17 protein-coding genes and 1 tRNA gene are annotated in these 18,821 nt (G+C 54.7%); 3 read left to right on the top strand and 15 right to left on the bottom strand.

Features of this window, described 5'->3' with window-relative positions:
- Nucleotides 1–7: 7 nt before the first annotated feature.
- The 15 genes from Q9I99_RS09060 to Q9I99_RS08990 form a co-directional block, all read right to left on the bottom strand.
- Nucleotides 8–235, bottom strand: coding sequence for an enterochelin ABC transporter (locus tag Q9I99_RS09060; protein ID WP_096108450.1), 228 nt, complete (start codon nt 233–235; stop codon nt 8–10).
- Between the two features lie 74 nt (nt 236–309).
- Nucleotides 310–3,147, bottom strand: a complete 2,838-nt coding sequence (locus tag Q9I99_RS09055) for a valine--tRNA ligase (RefSeq protein ID WP_301667527.1) — start codon at nt 3,145–3,147, stop codon at nt 310–312.
- Between the two features lie 100 nt (nt 3,148–3,247).
- Entirely contained in the window at nt 3,248–4,024 is a 777-nt protein-coding gene (lpxA, locus tag Q9I99_RS09050; RefSeq protein WP_301667514.1) for an acyl-ACP--UDP-N-acetylglucosamine O-acyltransferase, read from the bottom strand.
- A 42-nt stretch (nt 4,025–4,066) separates the two neighbouring features.
- A complete protein-coding gene (locus tag Q9I99_RS09045) occupies nt 4,067–4,747 on the bottom strand; it encodes an Abi family protein (protein ID WP_104916094.1) in 681 nt (226 codons plus the stop codon).
- 360 nt (nt 4,748–5,107) lie between these two features.
- Nucleotides 5,108–5,557 (bottom strand): 3-hydroxyacyl-ACP dehydratase FabZ, encoded by a 450-nt coding sequence (gene fabZ, locus Q9I99_RS09040; protein WP_003675936.1) that lies wholly within the window; start codon nt 5,555–5,557, stop codon nt 5,108–5,110.
- Nucleotides 5,558–5,590: 33 nt separating this feature from the next.
- A complete protein-coding gene (gene lpxD, locus Q9I99_RS09035) occupies nt 5,591–6,634 on the bottom strand; it encodes a UDP-3-O-(3-hydroxymyristoyl)glucosamine N-acyltransferase (RefSeq protein WP_219217647.1) in 1,044 nt (347 codons plus the stop codon).
- A gap of 32 nt (nt 6,635–6,666) precedes the next feature.
- On the bottom strand, nt 6,667–7,167 hold the full coding sequence (locus tag Q9I99_RS09030; RefSeq protein ID WP_301667515.1) for an OmpH/Skp family outer membrane protein: 501 nt from the start codon (nt 7,165–7,167) through the stop codon (nt 6,667–6,669).
- A 64-nt stretch (nt 7,168–7,231) separates the two neighbouring features.
- Nucleotides 7,232–9,610, bottom strand: a complete 2,379-nt coding sequence (bamA, locus tag Q9I99_RS09025) for an outer membrane protein assembly factor BamA (RefSeq protein WP_301667528.1) — start codon at nt 9,608–9,610, stop codon at nt 7,232–7,234.
- Between the two features lie 54 nt (nt 9,611–9,664).
- Nucleotides 9,665–11,005 carry an RIP metalloprotease RseP gene (gene rseP, locus Q9I99_RS09020; protein WP_301667516.1) on the bottom strand — a complete coding sequence of 447 codons (1,341 nt, stop codon included), beginning with the start codon at nt 11,003–11,005 and terminating at the stop codon, nt 9,665–9,667.
- A 34-nt stretch (nt 11,006–11,039) separates the two neighbouring features.
- Nucleotides 11,040–12,275, bottom strand: a complete 1,236-nt coding sequence (ispC, locus tag Q9I99_RS09015; RefSeq protein WP_301667517.1) for a 1-deoxy-D-xylulose-5-phosphate reductoisomerase — start codon at nt 12,273–12,275, stop codon at nt 11,040–11,042.
- A 4-nt stretch (nt 12,276–12,279) separates the two neighbouring features.
- Nucleotides 12,280–13,077 carry a phosphatidate cytidylyltransferase gene (locus tag Q9I99_RS09010; protein ID WP_301667518.1) on the bottom strand — a complete coding sequence of 266 codons (798 nt, stop codon included), beginning with the start codon at nt 13,075–13,077 and terminating at the stop codon, nt 12,280–12,282.
- A gap of 2 nt (nt 13,078–13,079) precedes the next feature.
- On the bottom strand, nt 13,080–13,826 hold the full coding sequence (uppS, locus tag Q9I99_RS09005) for an undecaprenyl pyrophosphate synthase (RefSeq protein WP_002218592.1): 747 nt from the start codon (nt 13,824–13,826) through the stop codon (nt 13,080–13,082).
- A 55-nt stretch (nt 13,827–13,881) separates the two neighbouring features.
- The gene (gene frr, locus Q9I99_RS09000) at nt 13,882–14,439 is read right to left on the bottom strand and encodes a ribosome recycling factor (RefSeq protein WP_301667521.1); all 558 of its coding nucleotides are present in this window, start codon (nt 14,437–14,439) and stop codon (nt 13,882–13,884) included.
- Between the two features lie 180 nt (nt 14,440–14,619).
- Nucleotides 14,620–15,747: an FUSC family protein gene (locus Q9I99_RS08995; RefSeq protein WP_301667522.1), complete on the bottom strand. Its 1,128-nt coding sequence runs from the start codon at nt 15,745–15,747 to the stop codon at nt 14,620–14,622.
- Nucleotides 15,748–15,816: 69 nt separating this feature from the next.
- Nucleotides 15,817–15,892, bottom strand: a tRNA-Thr gene (locus tag Q9I99_RS08990).
- Nucleotides 15,893–16,150: 258 nt separating this feature from the next.
- Between Q9I99_RS08990 and Q9I99_RS08985 the strand changes: the two genes are divergently transcribed.
- The 3 genes from Q9I99_RS08985 to Q9I99_RS08975 all read left to right on the top strand — a co-directional run bounded on the left by Q9I99_RS08985 (nt 16,151) and on the right by Q9I99_RS08975 (nt 18,228).
- On the top strand, nt 16,151–16,636 hold the full coding sequence (locus Q9I99_RS08985; RefSeq protein WP_301667523.1) for a hypothetical protein: 486 nt from the start codon (nt 16,151–16,153) through the stop codon (nt 16,634–16,636).
- 96 nt (nt 16,637–16,732) lie between these two features.
- Nucleotides 16,733–17,356, top strand: coding sequence for a 16S rRNA (guanine(527)-N(7))-methyltransferase RsmG (rsmG, locus tag Q9I99_RS08980; protein WP_301667524.1), 624 nt, complete (start codon nt 16,733–16,735; stop codon nt 17,354–17,356).
- Between the two features lie 98 nt (nt 17,357–17,454).
- Nucleotides 17,455–18,228, top strand: coding sequence for a ParA family protein (locus tag Q9I99_RS08975; protein WP_301667525.1), 774 nt, complete (start codon nt 17,455–17,457; stop codon nt 18,226–18,228).
- Nucleotides 18,229–18,821: the final 593 nt, after the last annotated feature.

Genomic DNA, 18,821 nt, shown 5'->3' with positions numbered 1-18,821 from the left:
TTGACGTTCAAGAAATATAAATCACGAGGCCGGCAATCAGCACCAGTTGGACACCCAGCTTCATCAGTGCGGTACGGCTGACGAAGTAGATAAACCAAGTGCCAGTCAAAATCAACAGTAGAATAATCAGCCACGGCCGCCATTTGTTGAGGTGGACGGCTTCGGTAAAGCAGGTATGAATATGAAGTACGACGATGGCGACGACGAGCAATATAGGCACGATGAAGTCCATCATTTGATTTCCTTTTGAGGAGGCCGTCTGAAAACCCCGGTTTCAGGTTTTCAGACGGCCTTGTTTATTCAATCAAATCAGTCTTTCAATTTCGCCAACTGATTTTGCACTTTCGCCATTTTGTCTTCCAACTCTGCCAAATCGGCTTTGTCTTTTTCCACCAGATGTGCGGGGGCTTTTTCGGTGTAGCCGGGTTTGGAGAGTTTGGCGTTGAGTTTGTCCAAGGCTTTTTGCAGCTTCTCGGCTTCTTTGCTCAAGCGGGCGGTTTCGGCGGCTTTGTCGATTTCGACTTTCAGCATCAGGCGCGCGCCGTTGCAGACGGCGACGGGCGCGTCTTCGCTTTCGGGCAGGGCAGCGACTTGCCGTGCTTCGGTCAGGCGGGTCATCATCGGCAGGTATTTGAGGTAGTCCGCCAAGTCGTCCGCGCTTTCGACAAACAGCGGGGCTTTGACATTAGGCTGGATGCCCATTTCGCCGCGCAGGTTGCGGACTGCGCCAATCAAATCTTGCAACACGGTCATTTGCTCGAATGCCGTCTGAACAATTTCGCCGTCGTCGGCTTCGGGGAAGCGGGCGAGCATGATGCTGTCGGCGGTTTTCGCGTCGCACATAGGAGCGACGGTTTGCCACAGTTCTTCGGTGATGAACGGGATAATCGGGTGCAGCAGGCGCAGGGCGGCTTCGAGTACGCGCAACAAGGTATGGCGTGTGGCGCGTTGGCGGCTGGCGCAGCCGGTTTGGAGCTGCACTTTGGCGAGTTCCAAATACCAGTCGCAATAGTCGTTCCACACGAAGCTGTACAGGGTTTCCGCCGCCAAATCAAAGCGGTAGGTTTCGTAGGCTTGCGTAACCTGCTCGATGGTCTGATTCAGACGGCCTACAATCCACATATCGGGGAAGGAGTAGCCGCGCGGTTCGGTGGCGGTTGCGCCGTAGCCGCAGTCTTGGTTTTCGGTGTTCATCAAGACGAAGTTGGTGGCGTTCCAGATTTTGTTGCAGAAATTGCGGTAGCCTTCGGCGCGTTTGAAGTCGAAGTTGACCGAACGCCCCAAGCTGGCGTAGCTCGCCATGGTGAAGCGCAAAGCGTCCGCGCCCATACTCGGAATGCCTTCGGGGAAGAGTTTTCTCGAGGCTTCTTCCACTTTCGGCGCGGTTTCGGGTTTGCGCAGGCCGGTCGTGCGTTTCACCAGCAGCTTGTCCAAGTCGATGCCGTCAATCAAATCGACAGGGTCGATGACGTTGCCTTCTGATTTGGACATTTTTTTGCCTTCGTGGTCGCGCACGATGCCGTGGATATACACGTCTTTAAACGGTACTTTGCCGGTGAAGTGGGTGGTCATCATAATCATGCGCGCCACCCAGAAGAAGATGATTTCGTAGCCGGTAACCAAGACGTTGGACGGCAGGAAGGCTTTGAGTTCGTCGGTTTCAGACGGCCAGCCGAGTGTGGAGAACGGCACAAGCGCGGAGGAGAACCATGTGTCCAATACGTCTTCTTCGCGGGTCAAGCCTGTTTTGCCGGCTTGTTTTTCGGCTTCTTCCTGATTGCGGGCAACGTACACATTACCTGCTTTGTCGTACCACGCGGGGATTTGATGCCCCCACCACAGTTGGCGTGAAATACACCAGTCTTGGATGTTGTTCATCCATTGGTTGTAGGTGTTGACCCAGTTTTCGGGGATAAAGCGCACCGCGCCGCTGTCGACGGCTTTTTTGGCTTTGTCAGCAAGGCTTAAGCCTTTGAATTCGCTGTCAGGCTCGCCGCCGTTTGGCGTGGCGGACATGGCGACAAACCATTGGCTGGTCAGCATCGGCTCAATCACGGAACCGGTACGGTCGCCTTTCGGCGTCATCAGCGTGTGCGCTTTGATTTCTACCAACAAGCCTTGTTCCTGCAAATCGGCAACCATTTGTTTACGCGCGGCAAAGCGGTCTAAACCTGCGTATTTTTCAGGCAGGGCAAAGCCTTGTTGCGCTTCGCCTTTGAAGTTGAACACTTCGGCGTTTGCCAGCACTTTGGCTTCCAAATCGAATATATTAATCAGGCGCGTGTTGTGGCGTTTGCCGACTTCATAGTCGTTGAAGTCGTGCGCAGGCGTGATTTTCACGCAGCCTGTGCCGAAGTCTTTTTCGACGTATTCGTCGGCAATCACGGGGATGGTGCGGCCGGTCAGCGGCAGAATCAATTCCTTGCCAATCAAATGGGTATAACGTTCGTCTTCAGGATTAACGGCAACGGCAACGTCGCCCAACAGCGTTTCAGGGCGGGTGGTCGCCACGATAACGGCTTCGGCGGGATTGTCCGCCAGCGGATAGCGGATGTACCACATAGAGCCTTGTTCTTCCACGCTTTCCACTTCCAAATCAGACACTGCCGTACCCAAAACCGGATCCCAGTTCACCAAGCGTTTGCCGCGATAAATCAAGCCCTGTTCAAACAGGCGCACGAACACTTCGGTTACGGTTTCGGCGCGCACGTCGTCCATCGTGAAATACTCACGAGTCCAGTCGGCAGAGCAGCCCACGCGGCGCATCTGCTGGGTAATCGTACCGCCGGAAACTTCTTTCCATTCCCATACTTTTTCCAAGAATTTTTCGCGGCCCAAGTCATGACGGGACACGTTTTGCGCGGCAAGCTGACGCTCGACCACGATTTGCGTGGCGATGCCCGCGTGGTCGGTGCCGGGAATCCAGGCGGTGTTGCAGCCTTTCATGCGGTAGTAGCGGGTCAGGCCGTCCATAATGGTTTGGTTGAAGGCATGACCCATGTGCAGCGTGCCGGTTACGTTGGGCGGCGGCAGTTGGATGGAGAAAGACGGTTTGGTCAAATCCATATCAGGTTGGAAATAGCCTTTCGCTTCCCAGTTTTGATAATGTTTGGATTCGATTTCGGCGGGGGAGTATTTGTCTAACATATGAAGCCCTGAGAAATAAGATGATTTGATGGTTTGGATTATAGCGCAAATGCCGTCTGAAACGCTTTTGGAGGTTTCAGACGGCATCAAAAGGGTACGGTCAGCGGATGATGCCGCGCGTTGATTGTGCGAAAAAGTCTCGGAATACGGCAAGCTCGGCTTGGGTTTCGGCGCGGCGGAGGATGTCCGTCTTGGCTTCTTCAAACGGAATGCCGCGATGGTAGAGGGTTTTGTACACGTCTTTGACGGCGGAAATCTGCTCTGCGGTAAAACCGTTGCGGCGCATGCCTTCGCTGTTGAGCCCCGCCGGTTCGGCGCGGTAGCCCGATGCCATGAAGTAGGGCGGCACGTCTTTGTGTACGCCTGCGGCGAAGGCGGTCATGGCGTAGTCGCCGATGCGGCAGAATTGGAAAACCAGCGTGTAGCCGCCCAAAACGACGTAGTCGCCGATGGTAACGTGTCCGGCAAGCGAGGCGTTGTTGGCGAAAATGGTGTGGTTGCCGATGACGCAGTCGTGCGCTAGGTGGCAGTACGCCATAATCCAGTTGCCGTCGCCGACGCGTGTTTCGCCGATGCCGGTTACCGTGCCGAGGTTGAAGGTGGTGAATTCGCGGATGGTGTTGCCGTTGCCGATAATCAGCTTGGTCGGCTCGTCGCGGTATTTTTTGTCCTGCGGGATTTCGCCGAGGCTGGCAAATTGGAAAATGCGGTTGTTTTCGCCGATGGTGGTATGACCGTTGATGACGGCGTGCGGGCCGATTTCTGTATTCGCGCCGATTTGGACGTTGGGGCCGATAACGGTGTACGCGCCGACTTTGACGCTGGAGTCGAGTTCGGCTTTGGGGTCGATGACGGCGGTCGGGTGGATAAGGGTCATGTTTTTAATACTCCGCTGCTTGTTAAGACAAATAATAGAAAATTACAGTTTGTCGATTTCATCGCAGACCGCAATCACTTGATCGCTAAAATGGCTAAATACTGAAGTAGTATCTACATCCATGTAATTAAGCAGTTCAAAAATAGATTGGTGAATATTTCTAGCGTAGTTGGTATCTTTTATTGCACCTTTAAAACAAATCGGTTCGTGATGTGCCAAACGATTACGGAAATTGTTAATATTGGAAAGTTCTCGAAAAATCCATTTTTGGTTATATTGCACACTTGGTGTAGATTTGGGCTTTTTTGGAAAAACTTTCATCAATACTTTCCCTGTAGCATCAAATTGAGCATCTTTCCCTCCCGCAAACAGATACCGCCAAAAACCGAATCCTAGTCCTGCAACCAATTGGTTGTGGTCAAACTTTCCCCCGCTATTATTTTGTATTTTAGATAATGCAACCTTGATTAATTCAGCAGATTCTTTCGTACCATTTCTTAAAAAGCAACCTTGATATTTCAATGCAGGATTCGTTTGTGGCTGTATGCTATCATATAACCAGTTTCTGTCTTTAAACTCCTGTTGAAGGCAAATGTCAATTTTGTTTCTTAAAACAATCTCAAATATTGAAACAACATGAAAAAGTTCTCTTGATAAAGATAGATTCAATAAATACAATTCAGCCGCTTTGTCTTCCCCAACGGCATTTTTATACCGTTCCATTCTGAAATCAGAAAAAATACTACAGCATTCCTTATAATTCACGCTAATACCTGATTCCTTATTGTATAGTGGATTAACAAAAATCAGGACAAGGCGACGAAGCCGCAGACAGTACAAATAGTACGGAACCGATTCACTTGGTGCTTCAGCACATTAGAGAATCGTTCTCTTTGAGCTAAGGCGAGGCAACGCCGTACTGGTTTAAATTTAATCCACTATAAAATTGACGTTTCAAACTATATTTGATACAGTTAGATAAAACTAATCCCCACCGTGTCCCTGGGTTTGAATAAACCTAAACCGGTGGGTTTTCTTTTTATTAGGTCGTCTGAAACTTTCAGACGACCTTTTTCTGAACACTCAAACCACGCGTTTGGCACACATAATCACGGCTTCGACGGCAACTTGCCCGTCCACTTTGGCAACGGCGTTGAATTTGCCGATGCCGCGCCGACTGGTCAGCAGCTCGACTTCAAAGACGAGTTGGTCGCCGGGGATGACTTGGCGTTTGAAACGGGCTTCGTCTATGCCGGCGAAGAAGAAGAATTCGTTTTCTTTGCGCCCGCCTTCGCTCAAAATCGCCAACGTGCCGCACGCTTGCGCCATGGCTTCGATAATCAGCACGCCGGGCATCACGGGCAGGTCGGGGAAGTGGCCTTGGAACTGCGGCTCGTTCATGGTGACGTTTTTAATCGCGGTCAGGGTTTTCATCGGCTCGAAGGCGGTAATGCGGTCGAGTTGGAGAAACGGGTAGCGGTGGGGGATGAGTTTTTGGATGTCTTTGGCTTCGATGGGGAGTTGAACGTCCATGTTTTTGTGTTCCTTGGAAAAATCGGTTTGGATTTATTGCGTGTCTTTGCCGTCTGAAAGCTGCTGTTCCAGCGTTTTGAGGCGTTTGTTCATTTCGCTTAAGCGGTGGATGTAAACGGCGTTGCGCGCCCATTCTTTATGCTCGGACATCGGGAAGATGCCGGCGAGGTGTTTGCCGCTTTCGGTAATGCTGTGGGTGACGGACGTGCCGCCGCCGATGGTGGTTTTGTCGGCGATTTCGATGTGTCCGACCGTGCCAACGCCGCCGCCGATGATGCAGTAGCTGCCTATGGTTACGCTGCCTGAGATGCCGGTTTTGGCGGCGATGACGGTGTGCGAACCGATTTTGCAGTTGTGTCCGATTTGGACTTGGTTGTCGATTTTGGTGCCGTTGCCGACGGTGGTGTCGCTCATCGCACCGCGGTCAATGTTGGTGTTCGAGCCGATTTCTACGTCGTCGCCCAGTGTTACCGCGCCGGTTTGCGGGATTTTGAACCACGAATCGCCGGCGAAGGCGAGTCCGAAACCGTCCGCGCCGATGACTGCGCCGCTGTGGATTTCGACGCGTCTGCCGAGTGTGCAGCCGTAATAAACGACGGCGTTGGGATGCATGACGACTTCGTCGCCCAGTTTGCAATCGTGTTGGACGACGGCGTTTGCCAAGATGCGGCAGCCTTCGCCGAGCACGGTGTTTGCGCCGATGTAGGCGTTCGCGCCGATTTCGCAGCTTGCGGGAACGGTGGCACTCGGTTCGACGACGGCGGTCGGATGGATGCCGCCGCGCGCTTTGACGACGGGTGAAAACAGGCGCGCGACTTTGGCGAAATAGAGATAGGGGTCGTCGGCGACAATCAGGTTGCGCCCTTCAAATCCGTCTGCTGCTTTGGCGGAAACGATGACCGCGCCCGCGCTGCTGTCGTGGACTTCGGCTTTGTATTTCGGGTTGGCGAGGAAGCTGATGTGTTCCGCCTGCGCGTCTGCGAGCGGGCGCACGGCGGTAACGGAAATGTCCTCGCCGCGCCATTCGCCGCCGAGCTGCGCGGTGATTTGGGACAGGGTGTAGGTGGCCGGAATCATGGTTTTCCTGTTCGATATGTCGTCTGAAAGGGTCAGCGGGCGTTCATTTCTTTAATGACGCTGTCGGTAACGTCGTATTGGGTGTTGACGTAAATCACGTCCTGCAAAATGACATCGTAACCTTCCTGTTTGGCAATTTTGACGATGACGCGGTTGGCGTTTTGCTGGAGGGAGGCAAACTCTTCGTTGCGGCGGAGGTTGTAGTCTTCTTCAAACTGCGCCTGTTTTTTGCGGAACGCTGCGACCAGCCCGCGCCATTTTTCTTCGGCTTGCGCCTTTTTTGCGTCTTTGAGTTTGCCTTCGGCAAGCTGCCTTTCCAAATCCAAACCTTCGCGTTGCAGTTTTTGCAATTCGTCCTGGCGGGCGGAAAATTCGCCGTCCAGCGTTTTTTGAATCTCGCGCGCCTGCTTGGATTCGAGGTAGATGCGCTCGGTGTTGATAAAGCCGATTTTTTGGAAGGTGTCGGCGTGCGCGCCTGCGGTGCAGCACAAACCGATCAGGGCGGCGGCGAGCGCGCGGGTCAAATGGGTCATGGTAAAACTCCTTCGGATGTTGCCGCAAATGCCGTCTGAAGGGCTTCAGACGGCATTTGTGGGATTAGAACGTCGTGCCGAGTTGGAATTGGAAGCGTTGGATTTCGTCTTCCGGTTTTTTCTTCAGCGGGTAGGCGTAGCTGAATTTCATCGGGCCCAAAGGCGAGAGCCAGGTAACCGCGCCGCCGGCGGAATAGCGCAATTCGTTGGTAAAGGTGGATTTGTGCGCGTTTTCCGGGTAAACCGATTTGTTGTTGCCGCTTTCGGTGGCGGTATAGGTTTTGCCGTCCCATACGCTGCCTGCGTCGGCAAACAGGCTCAGGCGGACGGTGCGCGCGTCTTTCGCACCGGGCATCGGGAAGAGTAGCTCGGCGGAAACGTTGGCTTTTTTGTTGCCGCCGTAGCTGATTTTGTCGCCGTATTCGTCATACACTTTCGGGCCGAGCGTGCCGCTTTCGTAGCCGCGCACCGAACCCAGACCGCCGCCGTAGAAGTTTTCAAAGAAGGGGATTTCTTTGGTTTTGCTGTAGCCGTTGGCATAGCCGGCTTCGCCGCCGAGCATCAGCGTGAAGGTTTTGCTCAGGGGGAAGAACCAGGTTTGGTTGTGGGTGGCGGAGTAGTATTGCAGTTTGCTGCCGGGCAGGGCGATTTCGGCATTCACGCCGGTCAGGTAGCCGCGCGTCGGCCACAGGGCATTGTCGGTTTTGTTGCGCCCCCAGCCGATGGTGCCTTTGTACAGCCAGCCTTTGAAGCTGCCGTCTGTGCCGTTGGTTTTGCCGTATTGTTTGATAAAGTCGGCATAGCGTTTGGGTGCTTTGTTGTAGGTGTTGACGGTCAGGTGTTCTGCTGCCAAACCGAAATTCACGCGGTCGTATTCGGTAACGGGGATACCCATCCTTACGCCGCCGCCGACGGTGGTGGTTTTATATTGTTTGACACTGGTCGATGCTTTGCGCGGGTCGAAGGCTTTTCCGTAAATATCGTAGCCCAGGCTGACCCCGTCTGCCGTGAAGTACGGGTCAGTAAACGACAGCGAGCCGTTAAGCGTGGTTTTGCTCCGTGAGGCGCGCACGGATGCGGATTTGCCCGTGCCGAAGAGGTTGTCCTGCGATACGCCGGCAGACATCACCAAACCGGTATCCTGCACCCAGCCTGCGCTCAAGTCGAGCGAACCGGTGGAGCGTTCGGTCAGGCTCATGTTCAAATCGACTTTGTCGGGCGTGCCGGCAAGCGGGACAGCATCAAACTGTACGTTGTCGAAGTAGCCCAACAGCTCGACGCGCTCTTTGGAACGTTGCAGCTTGGAGGTGTCGTAAGGAGCGGATTCCATTTGGCGCAATTCGCGGCGGACGACTTCGTCGCGGGTTTTGTTGTTGCCGGTGATGTGGATTTCGTTGACGTAGATTTTCCGGCCCGGTTCGATGTGCAGGACGAAATCGACGGTTTTGGTTTCGGCGTTCGGCAGCGGCTGTACGCTGATTTCGCTGTATGCGTAGCCTGCCGAGCCCATGCGGTTCTGAATCTCACCCAAAACGGCGGTCATCTGCTGACGTTCGTACCATTTGCCGGGTTTCATGGTCAGCAGTTTTTCCAGTTCGGCTTTGGGTACTTCGTTGGTATCGCCTTCAATGGAGACTTTGCCCCAGCGGAAACGTCCGCCTTCGTGGACGGTGATTTTGATGGTCTGCTTGGTTTTGTCTTCGTTGGTTTGGATGTCGGTATCGAGGATGCGGAAATCGAAGTAGCCGTTGTTCTGGTAGAAGTCGGTTACTTTTTCCATGTCTTGGGCAAATTTCTGCTCGTTGAATTGGTTGCTTCGTGTCAGCCATGTCCAAATGCCGCCTTCGGTCAGGGACATCTGCCGCATCAGTTTGCGGTCGGAATAGACTTGGTTGCCTTCAAATTCGATGTCGGTGATTTTGGCGGATTTGCCCTCGTCAATCGTGATGTCGATGTCGACGCGGTTGCGGGCGAGTTTGGTTACTTTGGGCGTGATTTGGATATTGAGTTTGCCGCGTCCGAGGTATTCTTCTTTCAGTCCGGCGACTGCCTGGTTGAGTGTCGCCTGATTAAAGTATTGCGACTGCGCCAGCCCGAACGATTCGAGGTTTTTCTTAATGGCGTCGTTTTGCAGCATTTTTGCGCCGGTGATGTTGAGCGAGCCGATGGTGGGGCGTTCGATGACGGTCAGCAGGAGCTGCCCGTCCGCAGTTTCGACGCGCACGTCGTCGAAAAAGCCGGTGGCGTACAGGCTTTTGATGATGGCACTGCCGTGTGTGTCGTTGTAGGTGTCGCCGACTTTGACGGGCAGGTAGTTGAATACGGTGCTCGGCTCGGTACGCTGCAAGCCTTCGATACGGATGTCTTGGATGGTAAAGTCGGCAAATGCCAAAGGCGATATGCCCAAGACCATCAGTGCGGAAGCAATCTGTTTCAGTTTCATCATAAGTTCCTTGTGGTGCGTTATGCTTTCAGACGGCATAACGAAACGTGAAATTCAGCCAAGCAGGCGGGTAATGTCGTTGAAAAAAGCGATTGCCATCATCAGCATCATGAGGGCAAGCCCGAAGCGCAAACCGATGTTTTGGATGCGTTCGCCCAAAGGTTTGCCGCGTATCCATTCGGCAGTATAAAACACGAGATGCCCGCCGTCCAAAACGGGGACGGGCAGCAGGTTCAGCACGCCGAGGCTGATGCTGACCAACGCTAAAAATTCCAAATAACTTTGCAAGCCGAGTTCGGCGGACTGTCCGGCAATATCGGCAATGGTCAGCGGCCCGGAAATATGGCTGACGGAGGCGTTGCCGCTGATTAGTTTGCCGAAAAATTTGAGGGTTGTCCACGAGTGGGAAACGGTTTTTTCCCAGCCCATGCCGAATGCGCGGACAACAGACGGACGGTAGCTGCGGCGGATTTGCGCGTCCCACGCCCTGTCCGGCTGCGGACGGAGGCCGACGCGCCCGATCAGGGTGTGGTCGGACTGTTCGACAGTATCGGGGCGGATGTCGGCGGTATGGGTTTGTCCGGCGCGTTCGTAGGTCAGGGTGATTTTTTTGCCGGGGCTTTGGCGGGTCAGGTTTGCCCATTCTTGCCATGAGGCGATGGGTTTGCCGTCGGCGGCAGTCAGCCTGTCGCCCGGTTTCAGGCCTGCTTTTTCGGCGGGGCTGCCTTTTTCCACGCCGCCGGCAACGGTTGTGATTTTAAAGGGCATCAGTCCGATGTAGCCTTGGTTTTTTGCGATTTTACCGGCTTCCGGCGTGCCTGCGGCATCGATGGTGCGGACGGTTTGCGCGCCCGATGCCGTCTGAACGCCGACGGCGACTTTGCCGGCTTCGAGGTTGAGGACGATTTCAGTTTGCGCGCTGCCCCAATCTGCAACGGGTGTTCCGTTGACAGATTGTATTTTGTCGCCGCTTTGGAAGCCGGCGCGGGCGGCAATGGTGTCCGGTTCGACTGTGCCGACATAGGGGCGCAGTTCGGTTACGCCGAAGGAAAAGCTCAGTCCGTACAGCAAAACCGCCAGTGCGAGGTTGGTCAGTGGGCCGGCGGCGACGATGGCGATGCGCTTGGCGGGATGTTGTTTGTCAAAAGCGTAGGGTAAATCGGCTTCTGATACTTCGCCTTCGCGCGTATCAACCATTTTGACGTAGCCGCCCAACGGAATCGGGGCGAGGCACCATTCGGTGTCGCCGCGCTTTCGGGTGAAAAACGGTTTGCCGAAGCCGATGGAAAAACGCAGCACTTTTACGCCGCATAATTTTGCAACGGCGTAGTGTCCGAATTCGTGCAGGCTGACCAAAATCAGGATGGCGAAGATAAAAGCTAGAAGGGTGTGCAAATGGTTTTCCTTTGATAACGGTGTTCAGACGGCATCAGCGCAGTGTGCCGATAAATGCCCGCGCCTGTGCGCGTGTCTGCATATCTTGCGCTAACAGTCCTTCTATATCGCCTATGCCGTCTGAAAAGTCTTGTGAAAGACAATGGGCGACGGTTTTGGCAATGTCGGTAAACTTAATCTGTCCGTCCAAAAAGGCGGCGACGGCGGCTTCGTTGGCGGCGTTCAATACGCAGGGCGCAGCTCCGCCCGCGTTCATGGCTTCATAGGCGAGCTTCAGGCAGGGGAAGCGGTCAAAGTCGGGCTTTTGGAAAGTCAGCGCGGACAATGCGTCGAAATCAAGGTCGCCGACACCCGAATCGATGCGCTCGGGCAAGCCCAAACAATAAGCGATGGGCGTACGCATATCGGGATTGCCCAGTTGCGCCAGCACGGAGCCGTCGCGGTAGCGCACCATGCTGTGTATCACGGATTGCGGATGGATGACGACTTCGAGCTTGTCGGGCGGGCAGTTGAACAGCCAATGCGCTTCAATCAGCTCCAAACCTTTGTTCATCATGGTGGCGGAATCGACGGAGATTTTGCGCCCCATACGCCAATTGGGGTGTTTGACCGCCTGCTCGGGCGTAATGCTGTCGAACGTGCCTAAATCGGTCGTTAAAAACGGGCCGCCGGAAGCGGTCAGGATAATCGAACGGATGCCGTGTTCGTTCAGACGGCCTGTGTAATCGCGCGGCAAAACTTGGAAAATGGCGTTGTGTTCGCTGTCGACGGGCAACACTGCCGCGCCGTTTGCACGGGCGGTTTCCATAAACAATGCGCCGGAAACCACCAGCGTCTCTTTGTTCGCCAGATAAATGGTTTTGCCTTTTTGCGCCGCTGCGAGCGCGGAAGGCAGTCCCGCCGCCCCGACGATGGCGCACATAACACCGCTGACTTCGTCGGCAGACGCAACGTCAACCAATGCCTGCGCGCCGTGTAAAACCTGCGTCGCCGTGCCGTCGCGTTTCAACAGGGCTTCAAGCCGGGCGGCGTGTTCGGCATCGGAAACGACGGCATATTCGGGGCGGAACGTCCGGCATTGCGCCGCCAGTTTCTCAACCTGCTTATGCCCTGCCAGCGCGAAGATGCGGAATTTTTCGGGGTGGCGGGAGACAACGTCCAGCGTGCTTTCGCCTATGCTGCCGGTACTGCCTAATATGGTCAGGACTTGTGGTGTCATAATGAGGATAACTTTATACCGGATGCCGTCTGAAGCATTTTCAGACGGCATAGAATCAATTTAAAACCGACATCATCGCCGCATAGACGCTGATAACGGCAATCAGGCTGTCGGTGCGGTCGAACACGCCGCCGTGTCCGGGCAGCAGGTTGCTGCTGTCTTTGATGCCTGCCGCGCGCTTGAGCCAGCTTTCCAACAGGTCGCCGCATATGCTGACAACGGTCAGCACCAAACCGATTAACACGGTATCGAACCAGCCTGTATCGAATGTCAGCCAGCCGGCACTTCGTACGGCGGTCATGTACACGGCCACGCAAACCGCGCCGCCGATTGCGCCTTCCCAGCTCTTGCCGGGGCTGATTGCCGGTGCGATTTTGTGTTTGCCGAACGCCTTGCCGCTGAAATACGCGCAAACGTCGGCAACCCAGACCAAACCCATCACGGCGAGCAGCGGCAGGGCATCATCGGGATGCGGGCGCAGGGATACGAGCGCGAACCAAAACGGCATGACCAGAAGCCAGCCGACGGCATAAACCTGCCAACCGCCGTTGAGCCTCCATTTGAATCTCAACCATAAAGGCATAACGGCGAGCCAAAATGCCAAAACAACATACCAAACCAAATTAGGCAGCATCCAGCCGCCCGCATAAGCAACCACGCCGAAAACCAAGGTTGCGGCGAGGTAATGGTTGGTTTTGATTTTGCACAAGCCGCCCATACGGGCATATTCCCACAAGGCAATCAGGGCAATCAGTCCGCAAAATGCAGCCCACAACCATTGCGGCGCGTAAAACAGCATGCCCAGCATCAGCGGCAGCAGCCACATAGCGGTTATCACCCGTTGTTTCAGCATATTCAGTTCCTTTGCTGTTCGATAGGCAGTTGCTCGGAGGTGCGTCCGAACCGCCGTTCACGTTTTTGGAACGAAGCGACGGCATCGTCCAAAGCCTTGCCGTCAAAATCGGGCCACAAAATATCGGTGAAATACAGTTCGGCATAAGCCATTTGCCAGAGCAGGAAATTGCTGATGCGCGTTTCGCCGCCGGTGCGGATGAACAAATCCGGCTCGGGCGCATCGCCCAGCATCAAGTGTTTGGCCAGCGTGTCTTCCGTAATCTCGGATACGCCTTCGGCAATCAGTTTGTTTGCCGCCTGCAAAATATCCCAACGTCCGCCGTAATCGGCGGCAATGCTCAGGGTCAGGCCGGTATTGTTTGCCGTCAAGGCTTCCGCCTCTTCGATGCCTTGCAGAATCTGCCGATTAAAGCGTTCGCGGCTGCCCAGTATTTTCAGGCGCATATTGTTTTCGTGCAGACGGCGTACCTGTTTTTGCAAAGCCTGTAAAAACAGCCCCATCAGGAACGAAACTTCGTCTTCGGGGCGGCGCCAGTTTTCGGTTGAAAAGGCAAACACGGTCAGATATTGCACACCCAGTTTGGCGCAATGCTTCACCATATTTTCCAACGCGTCCAAACCGCGTTTGTGTCCCATTATGCGCGGGAGGAAACGTTTTTTCGCCCAACGGCCGTTGCCGTCCATAATCACGGCGATATGCTTGGGGATGGCGGTGTGTTCTAAAACGGCCTGCGTGCTGCTTTTCATGTCTGCCTTTCGCGGTTCGGCGTTCAAATGCCGTCTGAACGCCGGACCGTGCAGGTTAAACCGCCATCAAATCTTCTTCTTTGGCAGTCAGGAGTTTGTCGGCTTCGGTAATGTATTTGTCGGTCAGTTTTTGAACCGCTTCTTCGCCGCGACGTGCCTCGTCTTCGGAAATTTCTTTGTCTTTGAGGAGTTTTTTGATGTGGTCGTTGGCATCGCGGCGCACGTTGCGGATAGAGACGCGGCCTTCTTCCGCTTCGCCGCGTACGACTTTAATCAGGTCTTTGCGGCGTTCCTCGGTCAGCATGGGCATCGGCACGCGGATCAAATCGCCGACGGCTGCCGGGTTCAGACCCAAGTTTGAATCGCGGATGGCTTTCTCGACTTTGGCAGCCATATTGCTTTCAAACGGTTTCACGCCGATGGTGCGCGCATCCAGAAGCGTTACGTTGGCAACTTGGCTGACGGGGACCATGCTGCCCCAGTATTCGACTTCCACTTGGTCGAGCAGGCCGGTATGCGCGCGGCCGGTACGCACTTTCGCCAGATTTTCTTTCAGTACTTCGACCGAACGCTGCATCTTGCCTTCGGCTGTTTTTTGAATATCGTTGATCATATTGTTCTTTCGGTAAGATAAGGTAAGCGGGCAGCCGTCTGAAACGCGCTTCAAACCTTTCAGACGGCATGAAAACTGTTAACTGCGAATAGTACCGTTATTCGGGCATGACGACAAGGTAGGCGGATTGGGGATGCCGTCTGAAGCGGCAGGCGTTTCAGACGGCATCGTGTTTGACCGTCAACTGTGTTCCCGTGTTTCAAGCAGGCTTTGGCGCAGGTGTTGGCGTTCGTGGGCATCCAGCCATTTGCGGCGGGTGCGTTGCAGCAGGATGACGAGGGCGGAAATTTCCTGACGCATATTGGTGCTGAGCCAGAGGAAGCCCTGCCATTGGTAGTGGAGGTGTTCGGCGAGGGCTTCCAGTTCGGGGTTGATGGCGGTGTCGATGCGGATGCGGCGGGCGTGTCTGCCGTTGATAAGGGCGACGGTTTGTTGCAGGTCGGTTTGGAGCAGGGTGAAGTGGCGGTCGAGCAGCCGGATTTCGCTGCCGTTGAGTTTCGGGGCTTGCAGCTTGGCGGCGGTGGTCAGGAGCAGCTCGGTGGTGTTGACGATTTTGCGGTGGGCGTGCTGCATGGCTTCCATCATGGCGGGGCTGATGCGGCTTTCTCCCGATGTGGCGGCGAGATGGCTGCGGCTTTTGACCATGCGGGCGTTGATTTGGCGCATTTTCGCCATGTTCTCCTCGAGGCGTTCGCGGGTCATGCGTCTGCCGTTGCTGATTTCGGCAATCATTTTGCTGCAGTCGGTCAGGTTGTCGGCAAGCATGAAACGCCACATCAGTGTGGATTTCAGCGGCAGCAGTTTGGCGGCGGCAATGGCGATGGCCGCGCCGATGAGGACGTTCATGGCGCGCATGAGTCCGCTGTCGAGCCATTCGCTGCCGTTGTCGCCGATGAGCATGCACATCGTCAGCCCCGCCAGCATAGGGACGTAACCGTTTTTGCCGACCGCCGCCCAACCGGCCAGTGCGCTTGCCGTGCCGACGGTAAGGTAGAAGAGGAGATTGTCATGGAAATAATGCTGGTTCAGCCATAAGACGCCCAAACCCGTACCCAGGCCGATAACTGTGCCGAGCATACGTTCCACCGCCTTGGAGTAAATCGCCCCTTGAAACTGGAGCATGCCGAGGACGACGAAGACGGTCATGCCTATCCATTCGCCGTGTTGGAGGTGGAGCAGCCGGGCGAGTGCGGTGGCGAACAGGACGGCTCCGCCGAGCCGCACGGCGTGTATGAGGCGGCGGTGGCGGTAGCGTTCGTAGGAGTTGAGCCAGCGGCTGACGAGGCGGTTGCGTTGCGAGGTGTTCATATCGGTTGCCGTCTGAAGCGGAAATGTGAAAAAGCACAGGCTTCCCGAGGGAGGGTCTGTGCTTGGTATTGGTGCCGGAGAAGGGAATCGAACCCCCGACCTTCGCGTTACGAATGCGCTGCTCTACCGACTGAGCTACACCGGCGTTTTTCGTTATGATATATATGAACGGTTGTTTGTGCAACTTTTCTGGCGGGCGGCAAGGCAGTGCGCGGTATAGCGGATTAACAAAAACCAGTACGGCGTTGCCTCGCCTTAGCTCAAAGAGAACGATTCTCTAAGGTGCTGAAGCACCGAGTGAATCGGTTCCGTACTATTTGTACTGTCTGCGGCTTCGTCGCCTTGTCCTGATTTTTGTTAATCCACTATATAATTCGGTCTGTTTCGGAAGAGGGGGACGGCAATGTTTGTGAACGAGAAATATCCTTATGCGGCTCTGTTTGCGGGGCTGGTGTTTTTGACGCTGCCGTTTGCGTTGGCGGTGCATGATGCCTTTGCGCTTGCGTTTGGACGGGCGGGGTTGCTGGTGTCGGTGTCGGGCGGCGGATTCGGCTGGCGTGGCGGTTGGGACGGCGTGGTGTGGTTTGTGTATGGCGTGTTTGCGTTTTTGAATGTGGTTGTATCAGCGGGTCTGACGAAACTGGCGTACAAAAAGATGATGCGGCGGTATTTGCGTTACGCGCTGTTTCTGTCGGGCGTGGCGGCTTGCGCGGCAGCAGCGGTGGCTTGGATTTTCGAGCTGTTGTTGGGCAGTGAGGCTTTGGGCGGGCTGCGCGGGGAGGCGGTGTCGGAATATGCGTTTGCCGTGTGGCTGGTGTCTATGCTGACGCTGCCCAAACGCTTGACGCGCGCGCCGGTGCAGCCGGTGGTGTTCCACAGGAAAAAATAGGTTGGAATGGGAAATGCCGTCTGAAACGCCGATACGCGGTTTCAGACGGCATGTTTTTCCGTTAACATTACGCCTGAACATGGACAGGATAGGGATATGGAACGCAAAGAACGCCTGCAATCGGGCATCGCCGCATTGGGTTTGGATATTTCCGCAGCGGCACAGGACAGGCTTTTGGCCTATGTGGATTTGTTGAAAAAGTGGAACAAAACCTACAATCTGACCGCCCTGCGCGACGAGGAAAAAATGGTTGTCCATCATCTTTTGGACAGCCTGACGCTGCTGCCCTATATCGAAGGCGCACAGACGATGCTGGATGTCGGTTCGGGCGGCGGCCAGCCCGGCATTCCGGCGGCGGTGTGCCGTCCCGATGTGCAGATTACGCTGTTGGATGCGAATACGAAGAAAACGGCTTTTTTACAGCAGGCGGTTATCGAGTTGGGATTGGACAATGTGCGCGTGGTGTCGGGGCGCGTGGAGGCGGTTTCGGACGTGCGTGCCGATGTGGTTACCAGCCGTGCGTTTGCAGAACTGGCGGATTTTGTGTCTTGGACGGCGCATCTGTTGAAAGACGGCGGCTACTGGGCGGCGATGAAGGGCGTGTATCCGCAGGAAGAAATTGACCGCCTGCCGCAGGATGTGTGCGTCGAAAAAGTCCAAAGGCTCGACGTGCCGGGCTTGGATGCGGAACGCCATATCGTTATCCTGAGCAAGCGTTGAGCGCGCTTCAGACGGCATGAATACCTTTTTTGTGCGGATAAAGGTAAAATTCCGCACTGTTTTTCTTTTTTCAACATCAGACGGGACACGGGCGGGACATGAGTGTGAACATCCTTGCCATCGCCAATCAGAAGGGCGGTGTGGGCAAAACGACGACGACGGTAAATTTGGCGGCTTCGCTGGCATCGCGCGGCAAACGCGTGCTGGTGGTCGATTTGGATCCGCAGGGTAATGCGACGACGGGCAGCGGTATCGACAAGGCGAGTTTGCAGTCCGGCGTTTATCAGGTCTTATTGGGCGATGCGGACGTGCAGTCGGCGGCGGTACGCAGCAAAGAGGGCGGATACGGCGTGTTGGGTGCGAACCGCGCGCTGGCCGGCGCGGAAATCGAGCTGGTACAGGAAATCGCCCGGGAAGTGCGTTTGAAAAACGCGCTCAAGGTAGTGGCGGAAGATTACGACTTTATCCTGATCGACTGTCCACCTTCGCTGACACTGTTGACGCTTAACGGGCTGGTGGCGGCGGGCGGCGTGATTGTGCCGATGTTGTGCGAATATTACGCGCTTGAGGGGATTTCCGATTTGATTGCGACCGTGCGCAAAATCCGTCAGGCGGTCAATCCCGATTTGGACATCACGGGCATCGTGCGTACGATGTACGACAGCCGCAGCAGGCTGGTTGCCGAAGTCAGCGAACAGTTGCGCAGCCATTTCGGGGATTTGCTTTTTGAAACCGTCATCCCGCGCAATATCCGCCTTGCGGAAGCGCCGAGCCACGGTATGCCGGTGATGGCTTACGACGCGCAGGCAAAGGGTACCAAGGCGTATCTTGCCTTGGCGGACGAGCTGATGGCGAGGGTGTCGGGGAAATAGGTCAATCCAAATCGGGCTGCCCGTGCCTTTATGCTGTTTGGCCGGGTGCGTTAATATGGCGGATTAAAATAAAAATACTTATATCGTCATTTATAGTGGATTAACAAAAACCAGTACGGCGTTGCCTCGCCTTAGCTCAAAGAGAACGATTCTCTAAGGTGCTGAAGCACTAAGTGAATCGGTTCCGTACTATTTGTACTGTCTGCGGCTTCGTCGCCTTGTCCTGATTTTTGTTAATCCACTATATCGTCATTCCCGCAAAAACAAAAAAATCAAAACAGAAAACTGAAATATCGTCATTCCCGCGCAGGCGGGAATCTAGGTCTGTCGGTACGGAAACTTATCGGGAAAAACGGTTTTTCCAACCCTGAGACTCCGGATTCCTGTTTTCGGCGGGAATCCGGTTTTTTGAGTTTCAGTCATTTTTGATAAATTCTTGCAGCTTTGAGTTTCTAGATTCCCGCTTTCGCGGGAATGGCGGTTTGGAAGTTACCTGAAATTCAAAAAAAAAACGGAAACCGGACGGATTGGATTCCCGCCTGCGCGGGAATGACGGATTTTAGGTTTTTTTTTGATTTTCTATTTTTCTCGGG

Origin of the sequence: Neisseria basseii, from assembly GCF_962707005.1 — a bacterium.
Lineage (GTDB): Bacteria > Pseudomonadota > Gammaproteobacteria > Burkholderiales > Neisseriaceae > Neisseria > Neisseria bergeri.
This window is presented reverse-complemented; position numbering and strand designations above follow the sequence as displayed.